This is a genomic window from Pseudoalteromonas sp. 1CM17D, assembly GCF_023161805.1.
In the GTDB taxonomy this organism is placed as follows: domain Bacteria; phylum Pseudomonadota; class Gammaproteobacteria; order Enterobacterales; family Alteromonadaceae; genus Pseudoalteromonas; species Pseudoalteromonas atlantica.
In genome coordinates, this window is sequence record NZ_JALNTP010000002.1 from 206,988 (window position 1) to 228,849 (window position 21,862).

Here is a 21,862-nt window from a genome sequence, read left to right on the forward strand (position 1 = left end):
GAGCTTTTTTCATACTTAAATGTTTTTAAAATAGGGAATTGACACAGTTGTTTACATTATAAATAGCCGATGGGCTCTTATATTTAGTGGCTTTGGGGCATAATCTAAGCGAGTTAGTATTAAACCTAATAACAAATTTGCTCAATTTAAAAAGGGACAACAATGAAATTTAAATTACTAGCAACAAGCTTAGCGGTATCGCTGGCATTAACAGGCTGCGCAACACAGCAAAGCGAAAACACCCAAGCGGCACAACAACAGCAAACAACAAAAGCTGACGAACGTGTATTTTCGCAAGAGTACTTAATCGAAGAGCTTGATAACGGCTTGCGTGTAATGGTTGTTAAAACTGATTACCCCGATGTAGTCTCGCTGCAAATTCCGGTATCGGTTGGCTCGCGTAATGAAGTAAAAGCAGGTAAAACCGGTTTTGCTCACTTTTTTGAGCACATGATGTTTAAAGGCTCTAAAAAATTTCCGCAAGACGAATACACTGCCATATTTAAAAATGCAGGGGTCGATAACCGTGCTTACACCACTAACGATTACACAAACTACCATTTAAACTTTTCAAAGCAGCACCTTGATAAAGTACTTGAAATTGAAGCCGATATTTTTCAAAACTTAACCTACACCGAAGAGCAATTTAGAACCGAAGCGCTAACGGTTAAAGGGGAATATTTAAAAAATAACGCCAGCCCAATTCGTAAGTTATTGAGCGCAGTACGCGAAGAAGCGTTTGATACACACACCTATAAACATACCACCATGGGCTTTTTTGAAGATATAGAAGCCATGCCAGATCAAATGGCGTACGGTAAAGAATTTTTTGATAAGTTTTATAAGCCTGAATATGTATCGCTAGTGATTGTGGGCGATATTGACCCACAAGCCACAATGGCTATGGTTAAAAAACATTGGGGTGGCTGGGAAAAAGGCGATTACGTTGCCGATATTAAAGCTGAGCCAAAGCAGCAAGCACCTAAATATGTACATGAGAAAAACGAAGGTTTGCCTGGTCATTGGTTGCTTGTATCTTACAAAGGGGCTGCATGGGAGCCTGCTAAAAAGGACAGAGCCGCACTTGATTTAATCTCACAGCTTTATTTTTCTAAAAACTCCGATTTATACCAAGAGCTAGTTGTTGATAAACAAATAGCGAGTCAAATGTTTACCTACAATCCAGAGACAAAAGATCCTGGCTTACTGCATGTATTTGTAAAAGTAGAAAACGAAGATGATTTAGCAAAAGCACGCGATGCTATTAACCGCACTTACGCAAAAGCACGTACCGAACTTGTTGATGAGCAAAAACTAAGTGATTTAAAGTCTAACCTTAAATACAGCTTTATTAACGGCTTAGACTCATCGCAAGCGATTGCATCAACACTTGCAAGTTATATGCATTTTGAGCGCGACCCAGAGGTTATTAACCAGCTTTATAAATCGGCCGACAACATCACAGCACAAGATATTAAAGCCGTGGCTAATAAGTATTTTGTAGATGACGCGCGTACTACCGTAACTATGTCGGCACTTGATAAAGCGCCAGGGTTTGAACAAGAAACAAGCTTAAACGCATTAGTAGCTAAGCGTGATAAAGCGCCAGAGGCACCCGTATTTAAAGTGCTTGATAAAACGAATAGCTCGCCGCTGATTGATGTAAACTTTTTATTCAATACAGGGGCTGCTGCAGACCCGCAAGGTAAAAAAGGGGTTGCTGCGCTCACAGCCGCTATGCTTGCTCAAGGTGGCTCGCAAAGTACGAGTTACAAAGATATACAAAAAGCGCTTTATCCGCTTGCTGGCAGCTTTGGTTATCAAATAGATAAAGAAATGCTGTCATTCCAAGGGCGTATTCATAAAGATAACGCTGCCACATGGTATGCGCTTGTAAGCGATCAATTACTTAACCCAGGCTTTAGAGACGATGACTTTAAACGCCTTAAAAAAGAAATGATCGACGGTATTAAATCGGGATTAAAAGCCTCTAACGATGAAGAGCTAGGTAAAGAAGTGCTTTACAGCGCACTTTACAAAGGCCACCCATACGAAAGCTACAATTACGGGGATATTTCGGATTTAGAAGCATTAACGCTTGATGATGTAAAAGCCTTTTACAACACAGAGCTTACCCAATCTAAACTAACACTGGGTTTAATTGGTGCTGTGCCAAAAGCGCTTAAAGCAGAAATTATGAGCGACTTAGCAACCTTACCTAAAGGCGAGCAAAGCCGTTTAAGTATTCCTGATGCGCCAGAGCTCAAAGGTCACCATGCAACGATTGTAGAAAAGTCGGCGCAATCTACTGCGGTATCGTTTGGTTTCCCAATTGATACTATTCGCAGTAGTGAAGATTGGACAGCCCTTTGGCTGGTGCGTTCGTACTTTGGTGAGCACCGTAGTTCTAACTCATACCTGTATGAGCGAATTCGTCAAACACGTGGTATGAACTACGGCGATTACGCTTACATTGAGTACTTCCCACGTGGCATGTTTCAAACTAAGCCTGATGCAAACTTAGGACGTTCTGAGCAAATATTCCAAATTTGGTTACGCCCGCTGCGCTCTAATAACGATGCACACTTTGCAACACGTACCGCGTTGTTTGAGCTGGATAAGCTTATTAAAAATGGCTTAACCGAAAAAGACTTTGAAGCAACACGTAACTTTTTAATTAACTACGTACCACAGCTTGTCGCAAGTCAAAACCGCCAATTAGGTTATGCACTTGATAGTGAATTTTATAACACAGAGTCGTTTGTAAAATACGTGACAAGTAAACTTGAAAAGCTAACGCTTGCTGATGTTAATCGCGTGATTAAAGATAATCTGCAAACAGATAACGTACAGTACGTGTTTATTACCGGTGACGGCGAAGACATGAAAAAACGTTTAGTGTCAGAGCAAACATCGCCAATGGTTTACAACACAGAAAAACCAGCAGCGCTTGTTGCTGAGGATAAAGTCATTGCCGATTATAAATTAGCTATTCCAGCTAACAACATTGAAGTAATGGCTGTTGAAAAAGTGTTTCAGTAATTAATCTCTTTTTCTAACATATAAAAAATGCCCCAGTGCTTATAGCCTGGGGCATTTTTATTTAATTAGTACTATTAAAGCGTAATATTAGTTAGTCGCTAAAAGCACTGAGCCTGCGCCTAGAGCAAAGCTTATTAAGGAACTAATAACCACTCCCGCTAAAAAGCTTTTAGTTGGCGTACTTTTAACGTCATTATTTATAGGCTCATCAAGTTTAATTAGCTCGCCTTGGCGTACTTCAAGTACCGCGCAAAGCGCCATAGTGGTTTCTTTAGAAGCGGCGCCTTCTTTTTCTACCCGTTGAATGGTCCGCAAACTTACATCGCAGGCATCTGCGAGCTGTTGCTGCGTCCAATCTAACTTACTTCTAAGCGATTTAACTGTTGTAGGATTTAATTGCACGTTAAAGCTTCCCTACAAATAGTTCAACAATAGTTGCCGTTGTATAGCCAAACACCGCGCCACCTAATGTACAGCCAGCAAGAAAAAATGCTGCCTTTTTAGGATCGTCTGAAAGACTACTTTGAACTTGTTTGGCTATCACACTGCTATTTTTATAAAGAGTGCACTCCAGACGCCCCGTAAGTATATTAAGCATGTCAAATTTTACTTGGTACTGTGAACCCTCAAAAGCAAAAGAGTGCGTGCTTGCACAGTAGATAGTTCGTTTTTTACTAAATAGGTCATCGTTTACAAATACTTCTTCCTTACCAGTAAAGTAGCTTCCAAAACAGGCTATTTGATTGTCGCCATCTTGAAAGTAAAATTTATAACCAAGCTTTTTTGTATTCAATATATCGTTTTTCATCATCGTTATCCTTGTTGAGTTGATGATGCTAATTTAGCGTTTGTTTTTATTTTTTACGCCGTCAGTAGTATGCCAGTAGCTAGTTTGGCATATGACAGTAACCCTGTCATGCTGCTTTAGTATCTGATTTTTAATGTAAAAGTAAAATTTTTATATTTTTTATAGGCTACTTAGCTGTCATACGGAGTATTACTTCACATTAATAAATTATGCAACTAGCGTGAAGTAAAGTAACAATATTGTGTTAAAAAATTGTTATTGATTATACTAATTAACAACAAAGCTAAAATGGAAAGCTCGTGATTGACGATAAAGCGTTTTTTAAGTTGGTACTAGATACCACGCCCGACCAAGTAGTGGTTATTAATTTTAACGGCGACATAGTTTATATAAACCGAAGCTGGCAAAACTTTGGTGAGCAAAACGACTGTGCCTGCTGTGATATGTGGGAGCAGCAAAATTACTTAGCAGAGTGTGAAAAAGCTGCGCAAAAAGGAGATAGCTTTGGTTTAAAGGCATTTAACGGCATTAAATCAGTTATTTCGGGGGCTAATGACGACTTTTATTTAGAATATCCATGCCATAGTGAAGATGAAAAACGTTGGTTTATGATGCGAGTAGTGTCGTTTAACCATACAGATAAAGCGTATTACGCTATTAGCCATCAAAATATTACCGAGCGTAAACTAGCTGAAGAGCAAGTACAAAAACTTGCCGCTATTGATGGCTTAACGGATATTGCTAACCGAGGCTTTTTTGATACCTTTTTAGAGCAAGAATGGAATCGTTGTCAGCGTTTAGGTATGCCGCTTTCGTTGGCTATTATTGATATAGATGATTTTAAATTACTCAATGATACTTACGGCCACCAACAAGGCGATACATGCTTAAAAAGGGTGGCTAAAGTACTCAATGAATTTACTAAACGCCCAGGTGACTTATGTGCCCGTTTTGGTGGTGAAGAATTTGTTTTAGTGTATGGAAATACAAACTCAGATCAGGCCTTGTTAGTATTGAACGATATTTTAGAAAAATTAAAACAGTTAAACATTGAAAATAAACATTCATTACCCAGCCAAACCCTTACAGTGAGTGTAGGCCTCACTACTATTACACCCAATAGTGACTTTACCTGTGCGCATTTAATAAAAGAAGCAGACGATTTACTTTATAAAGCAAAAGATAAAGGAAAAGATGCTTTGTGTGTGAGTGATTTAGCACTCATATAATTTTTTTACTCTTAGTTATACCTAATAACCAGAACAAATAACTAAGGCGTTAACACCTTAGGCTTTAAATCCGTTAAACTTAGGAAAAGGCTCTTTTTATATCAATTTAAGGCAGTGTAGTATTATGCGTCATGAAATTTGGCAACAGCTTCGTAGTGAAGCTAATGAAGTTGTAACTCGCGAACCACTTTTAGCAAGTCATGTGTATTCATGCATTTTAAATCATGAGTGTTTAGGTTCGGCGTTAAGCTTTATTGTTGCTAATAAGTTGGCAGATGCTGTTGTATCGGCTTTTACAATACGTGAGTTGTTTGACCAAGCGTTTGTAAAGTGCGACCGTATGCTTACCTATGTGGCCGAAGATATTAAAGCCGTTAAAGACAGAGACCCGGCAGCCGAAACCTACCTTACGGTTATTTTAAACTTAAAAGGGTTTCATGCTATTCAAGCGCATCGTTTAGCTAACTGCTTGTGGCAGCAAAACCGTAAAGAGCTTGCTCGTTTTATTCAAAGCCGAACCTCAGAAGTGTTTGGGGTTGATATTCACCCTGCTTGTCAGGTTGGTAAAGGGATAATGTTTGACCACGCCACCGGTATTGTTATTGGTGAAACGGCAGTAATTGAAGATAACGTATCAATACTGCAATCGGTCACGCTTGGTGGTACGGGTAACGAGCAGGGCGACCGTCATCCTAAAATTAGAGCCGGTGTGCTTATTGGTGCAGGCGCCAAAGTGCTGGGTAATATTGAAGTAGGCGAGGGCGCACGTATTGGCGCAGGCTCAGTTGTTTTAACCGCAGTACCGCCACATACCACCGCTGTAGGCGTACCAGCTAAAATTATTGGCAGACCGGATTGCCCGTGTCCGGCGCAAAGTATGAACCAAAACTTTTTAACCACTCCAGAGCCTGAAAACGAATCACACACCAGCGCCATGCTGTAATAGCAGCCTGTATAAATAAAAATAATTTTAAAAGGAATTAAAATGAACAAAAATAGCTTATTAACACTAGGGATAGGATTTATTGCGGGTGTAGGTTTAACGTGGAGCTACTTTAATTTATCTTCAAGTGACGCAAACCCCGCAAAGTTACAACATGCTGATATAAAGCAGCAGGCACCTTTTGTTCAGCCAGTTAAAAGCAGTGAAGCAACAGCAAAGCGTGTTGTACCCGCTGCCCCTGAACAAAGCGCTCGTATAGAGCAAAAAGATAATCCCCCTAAATCAGAACCACAACCGCTAGATGAGCTTCCTTTAGAAGAGCAAGTATCGCAGCTTAAACAGCAATTAGCAGCACAAAAAGCCTTGATGAAAAACGCGGCGCAGCAGCTGCGTGACCCCTCTGATGCGCAAGCCGTTTTGCAAGCGCAATTTGATGAGCAAATACGTAATGAAGAGTGGGCTTATCAAACAGAAATAGCTTTACAAGATTTTTTACTTACCTCTGATCTAAGCTCTATCCCAGAGATTGTTAGTGCAGCGTGTAAAACCACTGTATGTAAATTTGAACTTGCTGCACCTACTGATAACGACTCGTTTGATCATACCCAATGGCGAGAGCTAAACGATAAGTTAATGAAGCAAGAGTTTTGGTTGCAATTTAAAAGAACAACCTCAACGTCAAGCGACACCGAACTAACCTTACTAATGGCCACAGAGCTTTAACTGAAAGAGCTTTACAACACCGTTGATTTTATAGCGCCATCGGCCAGCTCTGTAATTAGCACGTCACCCGTTTTAATGTGATCTACCGATTTAACCACTTTGCCTTGTTGGGTTTTGGTTATGCTGTAACCGCGCGCTAAAACATTAAGTGGACTTACCGAGTCGAGCCTACTCGCTTGCAGCGCTAAACTATTTTGCGCGTGTTGTAACTTGTGCTGCATTGCTTGCTCAAGCCGAGTTTGTATCTGCATAAGCTGATGGCTGGCCTGCGATAACTTTTTATCAGGCGATTGACGCATTAAACGCGGGGTTAAATTATTAAGCGTGCGCTCTTGTTGGTAAAGGCGATTGCGCATGCCTTGTTGTAAGGCAATAGTTAGCTCATCTAGTCGCTGCGCTTTTTGATTAAGTTGATTGCGCGGATGACACAAGTTAAGCCGATGCTGTAACTGTGTTGCTAGTGCGCGCTTATCGGCCATATCGTGTTTAAAGGCATTATTTAACCGGTTAATGAGCTCAATAACCTTACTATGTAGCTCTTGCGTGTTAGGGCTGACAAGCTCAGCAGCTGCTGAAGGCGTTGCTGCGCGTACATCGGCTACGTAGTCACTGATGGTTGTGTCTATTTCGTGGCCTACCGCACTGACTGTGGGTAATTCACTTTGATAAATAGCACGCGCAAGCTGCTCATGGTTAAAGCACCATAAATCTTCTAACGAGCCACCGCCTCGCCCTACAATAAGTACGTCGACCTCATTGCGTGCATTGGCTAACTGTATTTGGTTAATTAAGTGCACATGGGCTTCTTTGCCTTGCACCATGGCTGGGTAAATAATGACTTCTAATTGCGGTGCGCGGCGTTTAAGTACGGTTAATATATCTTTTATAGCAGCGCCCGTTGCTGAGGTTATTACACCTACACGGTTTATATTTTGCGGCAGTGGTTTTTTATAGGCTGAACTAAACAAGCCCTCTGCGGCTAGGCGCATTTTTAATGCATCAAACTCTTGTTTAAGCTGGCCTTCACCGGCAGGTTCCATATGCTCAACAATAAGCTGATAATCACCGCGTGGTTCGTAAAGTGAAACTCGGGCTCTTACTGTTACTTGTGCGCCGCTTTCGGGGCGGTAACTTTGAGAGCGGTTATTGCCGCGCCACATAGCCGCTTTAATTTGTGCTTTTTCATCTTTTAACGAAAAGTACCAGTGCCCAGAAGCAGGGGTAATAAAGTTAGAAATTTCGCCTGTTAAAATTAGCGATGCAAAGCCCTGCTCAAGAACTGTACGAATCTCTCTATTAAGGCGCGATACGGTGTAAACCGTTTGCGAAGGCTTCGAAAACATAAAAAACAACCTAAAACTATTATGAGGCAAGTTATAAGGCAAGTTTATCATAAATATTTGCGAAATATTATTTACGAATGCCCACAACGCTGTTAAAATTTGGCCGCAATTCCTTATCTTAGATCCACATGTGAGAAGTTGCCAAAATGCTTAGAATCGCTAAAGAAGCTCTTACCTTTGATGACGTACTTTTAGTACCTGGTCATTCTACTGTTTTGCCACACACGGCAAATATTTCAACTCGCTTAACGCGTGGTATCAAACTTAACTTGCCGCTTATTTCAGCATCTATGGATACTGTTACAGAAGCTCGTTTAGCTATTGCCCTCGCGCAGGAAGGTGGTCTTGGTTTTATCCATAAAAACATGACCATTGAAGAACAAGCGAGAAACGTACGTAAAGTTAAAACCTACGAAGCAGGTATTGTGTCATTCCCTGTTACTGTGTCTGCCGATTTAACCATTGCAGATGCGACGCTTCTTTCGCAAGAAAAAGGGTTCTCGGGTTTCCCGGTTACTGATAGCGAAAATAACCTACTAGGTATTGTTACTGGTCGTGACATGCGTTTTGAAACGAAGCTTGAACAGCCTGTTTCTAGCGTTATGACTAAAAAAGACAAACTGGTAACGGTTCAAGAAGGTGCATCGCGCGAAGAAATTTTAGGTTTAATGCACGAACACCGCATTGAAAAAATCTTAGTGGTTGATGATGCGTTTAAACTAAAAGGCATGATCACCGTAAAAGATTACCAAAAAGCGCAAGACAAACCACATGCATGTAAAGACGAGCTAGGTCGTTTACGTGTAGGTGCTGCAGTTGGTGTTGGCGCAGGTACTGATGAGCGAATTGCTGCATTAGTTGAAGCGGGTGTTGATGTTTTACTTATCGATACTTCACACGGCCACTCACAAGGTGTTATTGACCGTGTTTCTCAAACTCGTGAAACTTACCCAGATTTACAAATTATTGCCGGTAACGTTGCTACAGCCGAAGGCGCAATTGCCCTTGCTGATGCAGGTGTGGATGCGGTTAAAGTAGGTATTGGCCCAGGTTCTATTTGTACTACGCGTATTGTTACAGGTTGTGGTGTGCCACAAATTACGGCTATTTCTGATGCGGTAGATGGCTTACAAGGGCGTGACATTCCAGTTATTGCTGATGGCGGTATTCGTTTTTCTGGCGATATTGTTAAAGCATTGGTTGCGGGTGCATCGTGTGTAATGGTGGGCTCAATGCTTGCTGGTACAGAAGAAGCGCCAGGCGAAGTTGAACTTTACCAAGGCCGTTACTACAAATCTTACCGTGGTATGGGCTCATTAGGTGCGATGGATCAAAAAGAAGGTTCGTCGGATCGTTACTTCCAAAAATCTAACCAAGCTGACAAATTAGTACCTGAAGGTATTGAAGGTCGCGTCGCTTATAAAGGCCCAATTGCAACGATTATTCATCAGCAAGTGGGTGGCCTTCGTAGCGCAATGGGATTAACGGGTTGTGCCACCATTGAAGAGCTAAATACTAAACCGCAGTTTGTACGTGTTACATCTGCAGGTATGGGTGAGTCGCACGTTCACGATGTGCAAATTACCAAAGAAGCGCCTAACTACCGCTTAGGTTAAACAACACGTTTAAATTACGGGGCTGGAATTACCAGCCCTCTTTTATAGCCACTAAGCAAATTAGTGGAATCTAGCATCTACTTTACGAGATCCTTCATGAGCAAAGATATTCACGATTCACGAATTCTAATTTTAGATTTTGGTTCGCAATACACTCAATTAATCGCGCGTCGTATCCGCGAAATTGGCGTTTACTGTGAGCTGTGGGCATGGGATGTGACCGAAGAGCAAATTCGCGAATTTAATCCACAAGGTATTATTTTATCTGGTGGCCCTGAGTCAACCACACTAGAGAACAGCCCGCGTGCACCTGAATACGTGTTTAACGCTGGCGTGCCAGTGCTGGGTATTTGTTACGGCATGCAAACCATGGCAGCTCAACTTGGCGGTAGTGTACACAGCTCAGATAAAAAAGAGTTTGGTTATGCACAAGTAGAAAAAGTGGGTAACTGTGCATTATTCGATGCAATTGAAGATCATATTACCGATGGCGGCAACGGCGTTTTAGACGTGTGGATGAGCCACGGCGACAAAGTAATGGAAGTGCCGGCAAGCTTTAGCACCACAGCTAAAACACCAACGTGTCCGCATGCTGCTATGTCTAACGAAGAAAAACGTTTTTACGGCGTACAATTTCACCCAGAAGTAACGCACACTCATCAAGGGCAACGTTTATTAGAGCGTTTTGCAATTGATATTTGTGGATGTGAAAAGCTATGGACACCTGCCAAAATTATTGATGATGCTATTGAGCGCATTAAAGAAACCGTTGGCGATGACGAAGTTATTTTAGGCTTATCAGGAGGTGTTGATTCATCTGTTGTAGCAATGCTGATCCACCGTGCAATTGGCGAAAACCTAACATGTGTATTTGTTGATAATGGCTTACTTCGCTTAAACGAAGGTCAGCAAGTTATGGACATGTTTGGCAATAAATTTGGCTTAAACATTGTTAAAGTAGACGCTGAGGAGCAATTTTTAGCTGACCTTGCAGGCAAATCAGATCCAGAAGAAAAACGTAAAGCCATTGGCCATACGTTTATTAATGTATTTGATGAGCAAGCGAAAAAGCTTAAAAATGCGAAGTGGTTAGGTCAAGGGACTATTTACCCAGACGTAATAGAATCAGCCGCTTCAGCGACAGGTAAAGCACACGTAATTAAATCTCACCACAACGTGGGCGGCTTACCAGATGACATGAAAATGGGCTTAGTTGAGCCATTACGTGAATTATTTAAAGACGAAGTACGTAAAATTGGCTTAGAGCTTGGTTTACCGTACGACATGCTTTACCGCCACCCATTCCCAGGGCCAGGTTTAGGTGTACGTGTACTTGGCGAAATTAAAAAAGAGTACTGTGATTTACTACGCCGTGCTGATGCTATCTTTATTGAAGAGCTACACAAAGCTGAGCTTTATCATAAAGTAAGCCAAGCGTTTACTGTATTCTTACCTGTTAAGTCGGTAGGGGTTATGGGCGATGCACGTAAATATGATTGGGTTGTGTCACTACGTTGTGTTGAAACTATCGACTTTATGACGGCGCGTTGGTCACATTTACCGTATGAGTTTTTAGGTGTGGTTTCTAACCGTATCATCAACGAAATTGACGGTATCTCACGTGTTGTTTACGATATTTCTGGTAAACCACCGGCCACTATTGAGTGGGAATAACACCCGTCTTTACTAATGGTTAATGCCTTTTAGATAGCAAACATAGTTTTGTTATCTAAATAATAAAAAGTCCGCTTACACGGACTTTTTTTATGCCTAAAAACCGTTAGCTCTTGCCCACTAAACTCATTAAGTGAAGTGGGCTAAGCGGGGTTATTTTGCAGGAACGGGCGTAGGTTGCTCGGTTTCTGTAAGTAGCCCTTTAACTAGGCTAATACAGCCTAAAATTAAAATAATAGTAAAGGGCAGGGCGGCGATAATAGTAATGTATTGCAATGCTTGAATTGAATCGGTGCCACCAATCCACAGCATTAACATAGCAATAATACTGGCAATAACGGCCCATACTAGCTTTTGCTTTATAGGTACTTCTAGTTTTCCGCCTGATGTAAGGCTATCTATTACAATAGAGCCGGAGTCGAGGGTGGTGACAAAAAAGATAATTATTAACGCCACAGCTAAAAGTGAAAGCAGCGTACCAAATGCATAAGCATCTAGCATATAAAACAAGCTAAGCGTTACATCTGTAATGCCTTGGTTTGCGCCAAGTACCCCAACTTCATTTATAATTTGATCAATCGCAACACCACCAAAAACCGACATCCAAGCAGTAGTTACAAGAGTAGGAATGAGTAATACATACACTAAAAATTCGCGTATGGTGCGCCCTTTTGAAATACGCGCTACAAACATACCAAAGCAAGGTGCGTATGCAACCCACCACGCCCAATAAAACACAGTCCAGCCATGTAGCCACTGCGTATCTTCTCGGCCTGTGCTGTAGCTTAGAGGAATGATATTTTTAACATAACCTATTACTGCAGTGTATGCAGAATCAAGTACCGTGGTAAAGTTTAAAATAAACACTAAACCCAGAAACACAAAGGCTATGCCCATATTTATATTACTTAGGAGTTTAACGCCACCATCCATACCGCGCACAATAGAGAGGATAGCCAAGCTCATAATTAATAAAATAATGCCTTGTTGTAATAATAAAGAGCTTTTAAAGCCGAGCACGTGGCTAATACCACTGGCAGCTTGTGCTCCGCCTAAGCCTAACGACGTAGCTAGACCAAAAAGGGTTACTAATACCGCCATTACATCGATAACATCACCTAACTTGCCCCATACTCTATCTCCTAAAAGCGGATAAAATATTGAGCGCATAGAAAGCGGTAAGCCTTTGTTATAAACAAAATAGGCTAGGCATAAAGCGGTCATACCGTAAATTGCCCACGCGTGCAGACCCCAATGGAATACAGTAGCCCCTAAAGCCATTTCTCGGCCTTGCTCGGTAAAGGCTTCTGCATTGAGAGGCGTGCCAAACCAGTCGGTGTAAAAGGCGGTGGGCTCAGCCACGCCCCAAAAAATTAGGCCAATACCCATGCCTGCAGCAAAGAGCATAGATACCCACGATAAGGTTGAATAGTCTGTAGTTGCTTTATCGCCGCCAAGGCGAATTTTACCCAGCGGTGAAGCGGCAATACCTACTGCAAACAGCAGTAATATATTGGCGCCCCACATAAATACGTAGTCAAAATTAGTTAGTGCGGCATTTTTTATTGAGTTAATCGCCTCTTTAGCTTCGTTAGGTGAGAGTGCAAGTAGAGTAATTATAAAAAGTAGAGATAGGCCAATAGAAACAGAAAATACATTAGTATGAATATCCATGCCCCATTTGCTAACGTTATCTTGTCCTACTTGGTAATCGGTTGAATCGATACTGTATTTTTTTGATTTAAACTTCATATAACACGGCGTGAACTACCAGCAACTGCTAATAGTAAAGCTCCTCCATATTTGCATTGTGAATGACCCGCGTAAGTAAGATACATGATGAAATATGCAATTAGGTGGTAATACCAATCGACTTAAATACTTAGTCTTTCTAGCGAGCTAAATAAAGCGCTAACAGCGTTATAAATTTCTCAGGTAGAGCAACTACATGTAAAAATTAATGCCTTGTAACCGCTCTATTTATCTGTCGCTATAAGCGACTAATAACTTAACACGATTGGTATAACGCGGATCCCCTAGACGCTAAACTGTATCATAAATGCTGCCAATGTTATTGATTTGTTTATGTATACAGCAACTCCACCAAGCTAAATCGCTATAAAAATAACTAGCAGCAAGTGTAAATACACCATGCTAGCTAAAGCATTTAACACTTAAGAAGGAATTTACAGCATAGCGTTTGGGCTAAGCGTAGGTAAAACAGTACGGCGGTTATTAAGCACGCACGGTTTTAAAGCACATACTGCAGTTTTAATTACGCTAAGCTGAGCAGCATTTATTTTTTTAAAGGTGAGTGCTGCTAAAGCTAAAGTGGCTTTACAGCGCTATTTAGCTTGCTAATTCAGCGTTTTGTATAATTAAAAAGCAGTTAAACTAAAAAGTTAATTTTTTACTTTACCTTTTCTAAAAGGTCTCTATAATTCGTCGACATTGCAGGGGCGTAGTTCCAATTGGTAGAACAGCGGTCTCCAAAACCGACGGTTGGGAGTTCGAATCTCTCCGCCCCTGCCATTTCTTCTTTACATCGTTTTTATTACTTCATATATTGTTCTAGTGTTTAATCTACTGAGTTGTTATGCATCCACGTTACGCAGCTATTTTTGGTATAGAAAACCTTGAACTAAATCAGCATTATCGTCCTAAAAATACTGACTCTACTTTAGCCGTTTCACAAAGCACTCCAGCTGAGCCTTTAGCGCTGAGCAAGCAGTTATTAAGTGATATACGTTTTAGTGCACCTTCTTTAACAATTAATCATGTTTTAAAAGGGGCAGACATACAGTTAGCCGACGATAAGCTTACACTACCAACCTCACAGCTCAGTGCTTCTGATAAGCGCGCTTTATGGGCTTTAATGAGCACACACCTTGATAAACTTTAAACCTGTAAACGAAAGCGCAATAGCACAATTAATGGCTATTGAAACTGCCTGCCACTCTCATCCTTGGTCTCTTAAAACAATGAGCTCTTGCATGGGCGGCCGTTACTTTAATTTAGCGGCGTTTGATGAAAATACCCTGGTAGGTTTTTATATAGGTGAAAAGGCAGGGCCTGACTTTACCCTTATGGATATATGTGTAACGCCCAGTGAGCAAGGTAAAGGCATTGCAAGGCAGTTACTTAGCCAGTTTATTGAATATGGCGAGCAGCAAAATGCTGAAAACCTTTTTTTAGAAGTACGCGAATCAAACGCGCGTGCAATAACGCTTTACGAACATGCTGGCTTTACGCAAATGTCGGTACGTAAAAACTATTACCCAAGCGATGAACCCTCTAAAAATGGCTATGAAGACGCCATACTAATGGGTATGGCGCTTAACTTAGGGTTTAGTTAAAGGGTTAAATTAAGCGCTAAATAAACGTTTAAAGTAAAACACGCACTTTTAGGCGGTTTCTTTACTTTTAGCTATGGTTTGCTCAATAGCATTAATTAAATTTACAATTAAGGTGGGGCGCTGCGCTTGGTCATTACTAAGTAGGTTTTCTTCTAGTAGCGCTGCACTGTGGTAAATATCGTCAAAATTAAAGCAACCAGCACTGCCTTTTAAGCTATGAGCTACACTTCGAAGCGCCTCTGCATCGTTACTGGCTTTTAAGCTGTTTACCTTTTGTAAGTAACTTGGCAGGTTAGCCACATAGTTATCGTTAATTTGCTGAAACTTTTCACTTTTTAGTAAACTATCCCACTTGTTCTGATTATCTTTTTCAAGGTTTAAGTAACTAACTAGCACGTTTTCAAGCGCGTCTTTATCAATGGGTTTTGCCAGCGCTTTATCGCAACCTGCCTCAATGTATGTGTCTATATCATGGTTCATTACATTGGCAGTAAGCGCGATAATGGGCCCATCGTAGGCTGCATGACGTAGCATTTTAGTTGCCTCAAGGCCGCCCATTATAGGCATTTGCATATCCATAATAATTAGCTGGTAGTCGTTTACTAACGCCATTTCTACTGCTTGTGCACCATTGTTAGCCATATCTGGCTCTAGGCCCCAGGTTTGTAATAGCAGTTTTATAAGTAGCTGGTTATCGGGGTTATCTTCGGCAACTAATATGTTGGCATCAAAACTAGAAGTGGCAAACGACAAGAAAGGGTCTTTTTCTGGAATAAGCTGTGCTTGCTCAGTTAAAAGCTCTAGTGACTGTTTAGGCTCGTTAATATGGCAATCAACGGTAATAGCAAAGCGACTGCCTATGCCAATTTCGCTTTTTAAAGTAACATCGCCACCCAATAATTGCGCTAAGTTTTTAGAAATACATAAACCTAATCCTGTGCCTCCAAAGCGGCGCGTGGTGGTGGCATCGGCTTGTTCAAAAGGTTTAAATATACGCTCTATTTGGTGCTCAGACATACCAATACCGGTGTCTTTAACCACAAATTCAAGCTGCTGCTTACTTTGCAAATAGTGCACACAAATTGACACCTTGCCTTGCTCGGTAAATTTTACGGCATTGCTGGCTATGTTTATCAAAATTTGTTTTAAGCGCGTCATATCACTATAAATAGTGCGCGGTAATGGCAGCTCGTAATGAATGCTAAACCCGAGTTGTTTTTCGTGTGCTAGCGGTTCAATAATTGATTCTATATCGTGAACCAGCTGCACTACATTAAGGGGTGCTTGCTCTACAGCGAGCTTTTCTGCTTCTATTTTAGATAAATCGAGTATGTTGTTTATTAGCTCTAATAAGTGTTTAGAGTTTCGTAAAATGGTATTTAAATGCTGTTTGTCGTTAACCACTTTATCGTTAATTAATAACTGCTCGGTAAAGCCCATAATGGCTGTAAGTGGGGTGCGAATCTCGTGACTCATATTTGCTAAAAAGCGGCTTTTAAGCTGGTTAGCTTGCTCTGCTTGAGCTATGGCAAGTTCAAGCTGGCTGTTCATCGCTTCAAGCGCTTTAGTACGGCTTTCTACTTTGTCTTCTAGGTGGTGTTTATATTCTTCTAACTGTTCTTGGTAGTGTCTTATTTGGTTGATCATGTGGTTAAAATCGTTAAACAACACACCAACTTCATCATTTGTATGAGCAGGTAAATTTACCGATAAATCACCATCACCTACACGGTGGCTGGCGGCCCCTAAAAGCTCAATTGGGTTTAGCAGTAAATTGCGCACAACCACAAAAATAAGGATAGGCAGGGTGATCACCGAAATTATCACAATTAAGCCTGTGATTAAGCTAATTGCCTTACCCGATTGATAAAGCACGCCTTTTGGAATGGTTGATACAAAGTAATAACCGCCACTCATTTGTACGGCAAATATCATTCTTTCTATTTTATCTATGCTCGAAAGCTCAATAGTCGAAAGGGTGCCTACATCGGCTAAATCGTGAACCTGTTCAAGCTCGTGCTCGGTAATATATTGCCCACGTAAGCTGTAGTCTGAGCTAAATAAAATTTGCCCGTCGTTGGTTAGCAGTAAATTTAGGGTGTTGTTATAAGGCGCCTCTAAAATACTGGTGTTTAATATAGAGGGTTCAACTTGTAATACTATAAAGCCAAGTTGTTGTGGGCGTTTTAAATAGTAATCAACACTTTGTACGCGCTGTACAAAAAATAAGTTGGTGGTGCCATCGTTGTTTTGCACCATAAATTGTTGTTGGCGCAAATTACTTTGCAGTACTTGCTTAAAAAATGGGTATGACTGCGGTGCGGTAGTTAAATTATTAGAATAATACGCGTCACTTTTACCACTGGCCGAGACTAAGTTAATACTAATTATGTCTGGGTAGGCTTCGCTGTAACTGGCAAAAACATCCATTAGTGCCCCTAAGCGGCGGGTATAGCTGCCATCAGCATGAATGTCGTTTGATAAAAAATCGTTTAAAACAGGCGAGGTAGACAGTAGTTTTGCTGTTGAATGAAACGAGTCTATGTAGTTGAAAACCTTTTGCTGTTGCTGCTCAACAAAGCGACTCATTATAAGATCAGCCTGCTTTTGTGTTGAGTTGGTTACGTTAGTTAATGTAAAACCACCTAAAAACAACAAGGGTAATATAACAAGCGGGGTTATATACCATAATAATCGAATACTTAACTTACTGGTTTTCATGACCAAACTACTTATCCTCCGTGCAATCTAGCAATGATATGCGTTACGACTTTATTACACAAGAAGCGTAAGCTGATTTGGGTTAATTTAGCGTAAAAAAAGTGTGTATATAATTGGTTTAAACAAGGCTAATGAGCACCGAAAGCGAGATTATCTTTTAAGGCGCTATATTTAGCTTTGTTTTAAATAAGTTAGCGGCTGCGCTGCTTGATTTTTTAATTATATAGCTAACAGTGCAGTATAAATGCCTGTCATAAATTGAGCGCAAGGGGCAAACCTGTAGCGCTATTTTTATATTTATTAGTGTTTAGTTAGCATAATGCATTAAAATATGCGTTGTCAGGGCATTGGCGTTAAGGGTAATTTAGCCACGTTTAAAATTTATACGTGGCTTTAAAGTGCTATTTATTTAAAGTATTACACATTTAAAAATTAGTTCTTTTGAGTGTGAGCCGTACCGTAAGAGCGCACTAAAAAGTTTATTGCTACTTCTACCCAGCGGTCTATATCTTTTTTAAGCACTGGCTGATCGGGATGAGTTAAGTACATTAAATGTAGCTCACTGCGCATTAAGGCAACAAATAGGTTAGTGGCTTCTTCAATGTTTAATTCTTCAAAATCAAGCTCTTTAGATTCCACTGCCGCTTTTAAATAATTAGAGACCTTGTCTTTTACCATCCGCGGGCCAGAGTTATAAAACATATGACCTAGGGCGGGTAAGCGGGGGGCTTCAGCAACAACAATTCGGTATAGAGCCATGGCTGTCTCTGATAGAGCGATTTGTAAATAAGCATGCCCAAGGCGGCGTAAGTTTTCTGTTAAGTTGCCTGGCTTAAACGTTATATTATCGATTGATGCTGTAAATATTTCGCATTCACTTTTAATGACCGCTAAAAATAAAATTTCTTTATTTGCAAAGTGAGCGTAAACCGTCGATTTTGATACGCCTGCCTCACGTTGGATCATGTCGGTGGTTGCACCGTTAAAACCATGAATTAAAAATATTTTACGTGCAGCGTGTAATACCGTTCGTGCTTTTGCGCCAAGCTCTAATTCACTTGGAGGCAGAGTGTTTTGGGCATTAGTAAGCGTTTTTGTCATTACATTTCACCTTGACATAATGTTAAATTACGCCTAGCATATCAAACCGAGCGGTACAGTTCAATTTGAGTTAAGGGTGTTTTTAGCAGCTGTTAACTATCGGTATTACCCTGTTTAAATGTATTTAAGGTGTGACTAGGCAGCAATTAGCGTGCTTAGCTTTTTTTTGCTTATCGTTCGAACCGAGCGGTACAGTACATAAATAATTGTGTTATTAATTTAGGATTTAAAAATGGCTAATCAGTGTCTTAATAAAAGACTTTTTAATTATTCGCGGCATTCAGCTATTGCGCTTACATTAGCTGCGGCTTTGTCTGGTTGTGTAGTGGGTCCTAACTTTGAAGAGCCTAATACAAATATAAACAACGATGCTATAAAGCCAACTCCCGAATTTACTCAGCTACAACGCGGTAATGCTGAATTGGCGTGGAATTGGTGGACAATTTTAAACGATCCTATTTTAACGGAGCTAGAGCGCAAAGCACAGTTAGGTAATCTTGACTTACAGCTAGCATCAAGCCGAATTGCCCAAAGCCGCGCGGCATTGGGTATTGCATCGGCAGACCGCTTACCCAGTGTATCTGCTGGGTTTGACTACAAGCGCGAAGGGCTGAGCGAAAATGGTAAGTTTGTTGCACTCGGTGCGCCCTCAGACCCTGATAACTTTTGGCAGCTTGGTTTTGATGCCAGCTGGGAACTTGATTTATGGGGCCGTAATAAACGTGTTGAAGAAGGGGCCGTCGCTATGCTGCAGGCCTCTTTGTATGCGCGTGAAGCCGCGCGTGTTAGCTTAGCTGGCGAGGTAGCTAAAACGTATTTGTTACTGCGCAGTGCACAAACGCAGCTCAACATAACACACGAAAACAAAACCATTGCAGAGCGTGTGTTAAAGCTTGCACAAAGCCGCGAAAAAAACGGTGTAAGTACACGTTTTGAAACAATTAGTGCAAAAGCAGAGCTGGCAACAATTAATGCTGCGCTACCAGAGCAAACGCAGCGCCGTAATGTGTTAATGAACGCGCTTGCGTTGCTAGTAGGTGAAAAACCACGTGCCTTAAATACTTTGTTAGCCGAGCGTATTGCTGCGCCTGTTATGCCAAGCGAAATCCCTTCGGCTATTCCATCAGAGTTTGTGAAACGCCGCCCAGATATTTTACAAGCGCAAGCAAACTTACACAGCGCTGTTGCCGCTGTTGCCGCTATTGGCGCGGCCGAAGCGAATTTTTACCCACGCATTACTTTAACGGGCTCATTAGGAGTTGAAGGGTATGCGCAGAGTGATTTATCAACCTGGGATTCACGTGTTTTTTCAGTGGGACCAAATGTTTATTTGCCTATTTTTCAGGGTGGGCGCTTAAAGTCACAGCTTAAGCTTACTAAAGAGCGCGAGAAAAACGCGGCATTAACGTATCGTCAAACTGTACTAAAAGCGTGGCACGAAGTTGATAACGCAGTAGATGGCTGGGCTGCGCAGCAAAATCACCATCACAAAGTTGAAATTGCCCACGACTTTAATAAGCAGGCTTTACAAACCGTTGAAAGAGCCTACCAGCAAGGGGCAGCCGACTACCTTAGTGTTTTAACGGCGCAACGTAATTTATTAGCAAGCCAAACTAAGTTAAATAACAGTGCAACCAATGCCTCGATTGCGGTTGTAAATTTGTATAAATCTCTCGGTGGTGGCTGGAACCCAGACGCGCTACCTGAAAGTGCGCTTGCGCCAATGTCAGCCAAGGCGGAGGGCGAGTAATGAATGCAGTCACGATTAATGTGCCTGTACAAAATGCAGCACCTGTTGCTAAGCCCGCAGGGCCTTCAAAACAAGCACTGGCTGGGCTATTAGGCATTTTTATTGCCGCTATGATGGCGGGTTTAAATAACCGAGTAGGGGCACTTGGATTAGCAGATGTTAGGGGCGTAATAGGGGCTAGTTTAGACGATGCCTCTTGGCTTTCAAGCGCCTATACCGTTGGGGAGCTAATCGCTATGCCTTTTGCTTCGTGGTTTGCTATTACGTTATCGGTTAGACGCTTTCATATTTCTATGGTGACTATATGTGGCGTTATTGCGGCTATTTTGCCTTTTATTCATGATTTAAACTTATTAATTGCTCTGCGTTTTGTGCAAGGGGTAAGTAGTGGCGCGCTCATTCCTATATTAATGATGGCTGCACTTAAATTTTTACCCCCTAACATACGTTTACACGGTTTAGCGCTTTACGCCATGACCGCTACATTCGCTCCAAATTTAGCTATTTGGCTAAGCGGGCAGTGGGCTGAAGTGTTATCGGACTGGCGCTGGATTTACTGGCAAGTTATTCCGCTTTGTATTATTGCGGGCTCACTAACTGCGTGGGGGCTCCCAAAAGAGGGCGTTAAATATGTGCGCTTTAAAGAAGGAAACTGGTTAGGCCTAGTGTGCGGCGTATCGTCTTTGACGTTAATTGCCATCGCGCTTGATCAAGGTGTGCGTTTAGATTGGTTTAATTCATCGCTTATTAGTGTGTGTTTTTTTGGTGGGCTAATTTTATTTGGCTGCTACGTATTAACCGAGTGGCATCACAAAGCGCCGTTTATGAGACCGCAATTATTAGGCCGACGCAATTTAGGTATTGGCTCTGTACTGCTTACCATGTTGTTAGTGGTGTTGATGTCGGGCTCAATGTTGCCCTCAACCCATTTAGCCAATTTGCATAGCTATAGAGCATTACAGCTAGCGCCAGTAGGGTTATTAATTGCGCTACCACAACTTGTACTTGGCTCGGTAGTGGCACTGCTTTTATACAAAAAATGGGTAGACGCCCGCATTGTGATGTCAATTGGATTATTTTTAATTGCGCTGGCCTGTTTTAGCGGCGCACAAATTACGCCTTTATGGCATCGGGATCAATTTATCACAGCGCAGCTGTTGCAAGCATTTGGCCAGCCCATGGCAGTGGTCTCTATTTTATTTTTAATGACCAGTGTACTAGACCCAAGCGAAGGGCCGTTTTTTTCGGGAACCATAAACACATTACGTGTGTTTGGCTCGCTTATTGGCGGGGCTGTTGTGGGGCAGCTATTAACGGTGCGCAGTCATTTTCATAACGAAATGCTATTAGATCGCGCCTCACTGGTCGGTAATTCATTGGCAAACACCATACCTAATGATCAATTAGGTGGCGTTATTGCCCAGCAATCGTTAGTGATGTCGGTAGGTGATGCCTACTTGGTGCTTGGTGTGTTAGCACTTGTATTAATTCCGCTGGCGCTATGTATGAACTTTGTACCAGCCCCGAATCTTAATAAATCTTAAATTTTAATTGTT

Annotated in this window: 16 protein-coding genes and 1 tRNA gene; 11 read left to right on the forward strand and 6 right to left on the reverse strand. The window is 41.5% G+C overall.

The window, feature by feature from the left end; all coding sequences use genetic code 11:
• Positions 1-162 precede the first annotated feature (162 nt).
• Positions 163-3,042 (forward strand): pitrilysin family protein, encoded by a 2,880-nt coding sequence (locus MSC25_RS04655; RefSeq protein ID WP_248442774.1) that lies wholly within the window; start codon positions 163-165, stop codon positions 3,040-3,042.
• Positions 3,043-3,129: 87 nt separating this feature from the next.
• Here MSC25_RS04655 and MSC25_RS04660 read toward each other — a convergent pair whose 3' ends face one another.
• Positions 3,130-3,444 carry a helix-turn-helix transcriptional regulator gene (locus tag MSC25_RS04660; RefSeq protein ID WP_054982750.1) on the reverse strand — a complete coding sequence of 105 codons (315 nt, stop codon included), beginning with the start codon at positions 3,442-3,444 and terminating at the stop codon, positions 3,130-3,132.
• A gap of 1 nt (position 3,445) precedes the next feature.
• Entirely contained in the window at positions 3,446-3,853 is a 408-nt protein-coding gene (locus MSC25_RS04665; protein ID WP_024033156.1) for a hypothetical protein, read from the reverse strand.
• Between the two features lie 296 nt (positions 3,854-4,149).
• Here MSC25_RS04665 and MSC25_RS04670 point away from each other — a divergent pair, with 296 nt between their 5' ends.
• The 3 genes from MSC25_RS04670 (at position 4,150) to MSC25_RS04680 (ending at position 6,745) form a co-directional block, all read left to right on the forward strand.
• The gene (locus MSC25_RS04670) at positions 4,150-5,079 is read left to right on the forward strand and encodes a GGDEF domain-containing protein (protein WP_248442775.1); all 930 of its coding nucleotides are present in this window, start codon (positions 4,150-4,152) and stop codon (positions 5,077-5,079) included.
• Positions 5,080-5,203: 124 nt separating this feature from the next.
• Positions 5,204-6,022, forward strand: coding sequence for a serine O-acetyltransferase (gene cysE / locus MSC25_RS04675; protein WP_004586131.1), 819 nt, complete (start codon positions 5,204-5,206; stop codon positions 6,020-6,022).
• A 42-nt stretch (positions 6,023-6,064) separates the two neighbouring features.
• The gene (locus MSC25_RS04680; RefSeq protein WP_248442776.1) at positions 6,065-6,745 is read left to right on the forward strand and encodes a hypothetical protein; all 681 of its coding nucleotides are present in this window, start codon (positions 6,065-6,067) and stop codon (positions 6,743-6,745) included.
• 11 nt (positions 6,746-6,756) lie between these two features.
• On the opposite strand, the gene xseA is transcribed toward MSC25_RS04680, so the two are convergent.
• Positions 6,757-8,088, reverse strand: a complete 1,332-nt coding sequence (gene xseA, locus MSC25_RS04685; RefSeq protein WP_248442777.1) for an exodeoxyribonuclease VII large subunit — start codon at positions 8,086-8,088, stop codon at positions 6,757-6,759.
• Positions 8,089-8,234: 146 nt separating this feature from the next.
• Here xseA and guaB point away from each other — a divergent pair, with 146 nt between their 5' ends.
• Positions 8,235-9,704: an IMP dehydrogenase gene (gene guaB / locus MSC25_RS04690; RefSeq protein ID WP_004586134.1), complete on the forward strand. Its 1,470-nt coding sequence runs from the start codon at positions 8,235-8,237 to the stop codon at positions 9,702-9,704.
• A 96-nt stretch (positions 9,705-9,800) separates the two neighbouring features.
• Positions 9,801-11,378 carry a glutamine-hydrolyzing GMP synthase gene (gene guaA, locus MSC25_RS04695; RefSeq protein ID WP_024033152.1) on the forward strand — a complete coding sequence of 526 codons (1,578 nt, stop codon included), beginning with the start codon at positions 9,801-9,803 and terminating at the stop codon, positions 11,376-11,378.
• A gap of 153 nt (positions 11,379-11,531) precedes the next feature.
• On the opposite strand, the gene MSC25_RS04700 is transcribed toward guaA, so the two are convergent.
• On the reverse strand, positions 11,532-13,130 hold the full coding sequence (locus MSC25_RS04700; RefSeq protein WP_055252828.1) for a BCCT family transporter: 1,599 nt from the start codon (positions 13,128-13,130) through the stop codon (positions 11,532-11,534).
• Between the two features lie 703 nt (positions 13,131-13,833).
• On the opposite strand from MSC25_RS04700, the gene MSC25_RS04705 reads away from it, so the two are divergent.
• From MSC25_RS04705 to rimI, 3 genes are all read left to right on the forward strand, one after another.
• Positions 13,834-13,910: transfer RNA gene (locus tag MSC25_RS04705), tRNA-Trp, on the forward strand.
• Between the two features lie 64 nt (positions 13,911-13,974).
• Complete coding sequence (locus tag MSC25_RS04710) at positions 13,975-14,280, forward strand: hypothetical protein (protein WP_248442778.1); 306 nt, start codon at positions 13,975-13,977, stop codon at positions 14,278-14,280.
• On the forward strand, positions 14,267-14,734 hold the full coding sequence (gene rimI, locus MSC25_RS04715) for a ribosomal protein S18-alanine N-acetyltransferase (RefSeq protein ID WP_029772791.1): 468 nt from the start codon (positions 14,267-14,269) through the stop codon (positions 14,732-14,734). Before MSC25_RS04710 ends, rimI begins: the two co-directional genes overlap by 14 nt.
• A gap of 48 nt (positions 14,735-14,782) precedes the next feature.
• On the opposite strand, the gene MSC25_RS04720 is transcribed toward rimI, so the two are convergent.
• Both MSC25_RS04720 and MSC25_RS04725 read right to left on the reverse strand, forming a co-directional pair.
• Positions 14,783-17,455, reverse strand: coding sequence for an ATP-binding protein (locus MSC25_RS04720; RefSeq protein WP_248442779.1), 2,673 nt, complete (start codon positions 17,453-17,455; stop codon positions 14,783-14,785).
• A 432-nt stretch (positions 17,456-17,887) separates the two neighbouring features.
• A complete protein-coding gene (locus tag MSC25_RS04725) occupies positions 17,888-18,556 on the reverse strand; it encodes a TetR/AcrR family transcriptional regulator (protein WP_248442780.1) in 669 nt (222 codons plus the stop codon).
• A 232-nt stretch (positions 18,557-18,788) separates the two neighbouring features.
• Here MSC25_RS04725 and MSC25_RS04730 point away from each other — a divergent pair, with 232 nt between their 5' ends.
• Entirely contained in the window at positions 18,789-20,306 is a 1,518-nt protein-coding gene (locus MSC25_RS04730; RefSeq protein WP_248442781.1) for an efflux transporter outer membrane subunit, read from the forward strand.
• Positions 20,306-21,850: an MFS transporter gene (locus MSC25_RS04735; protein ID WP_248442782.1), complete on the forward strand. Its 1,545-nt coding sequence runs from the start codon at positions 20,306-20,308 to the stop codon at positions 21,848-21,850. Before MSC25_RS04730 ends, MSC25_RS04735 begins: the two co-directional genes overlap by 1 nt.
• Positions 21,851-21,862: the final 12 nt, after the last annotated feature.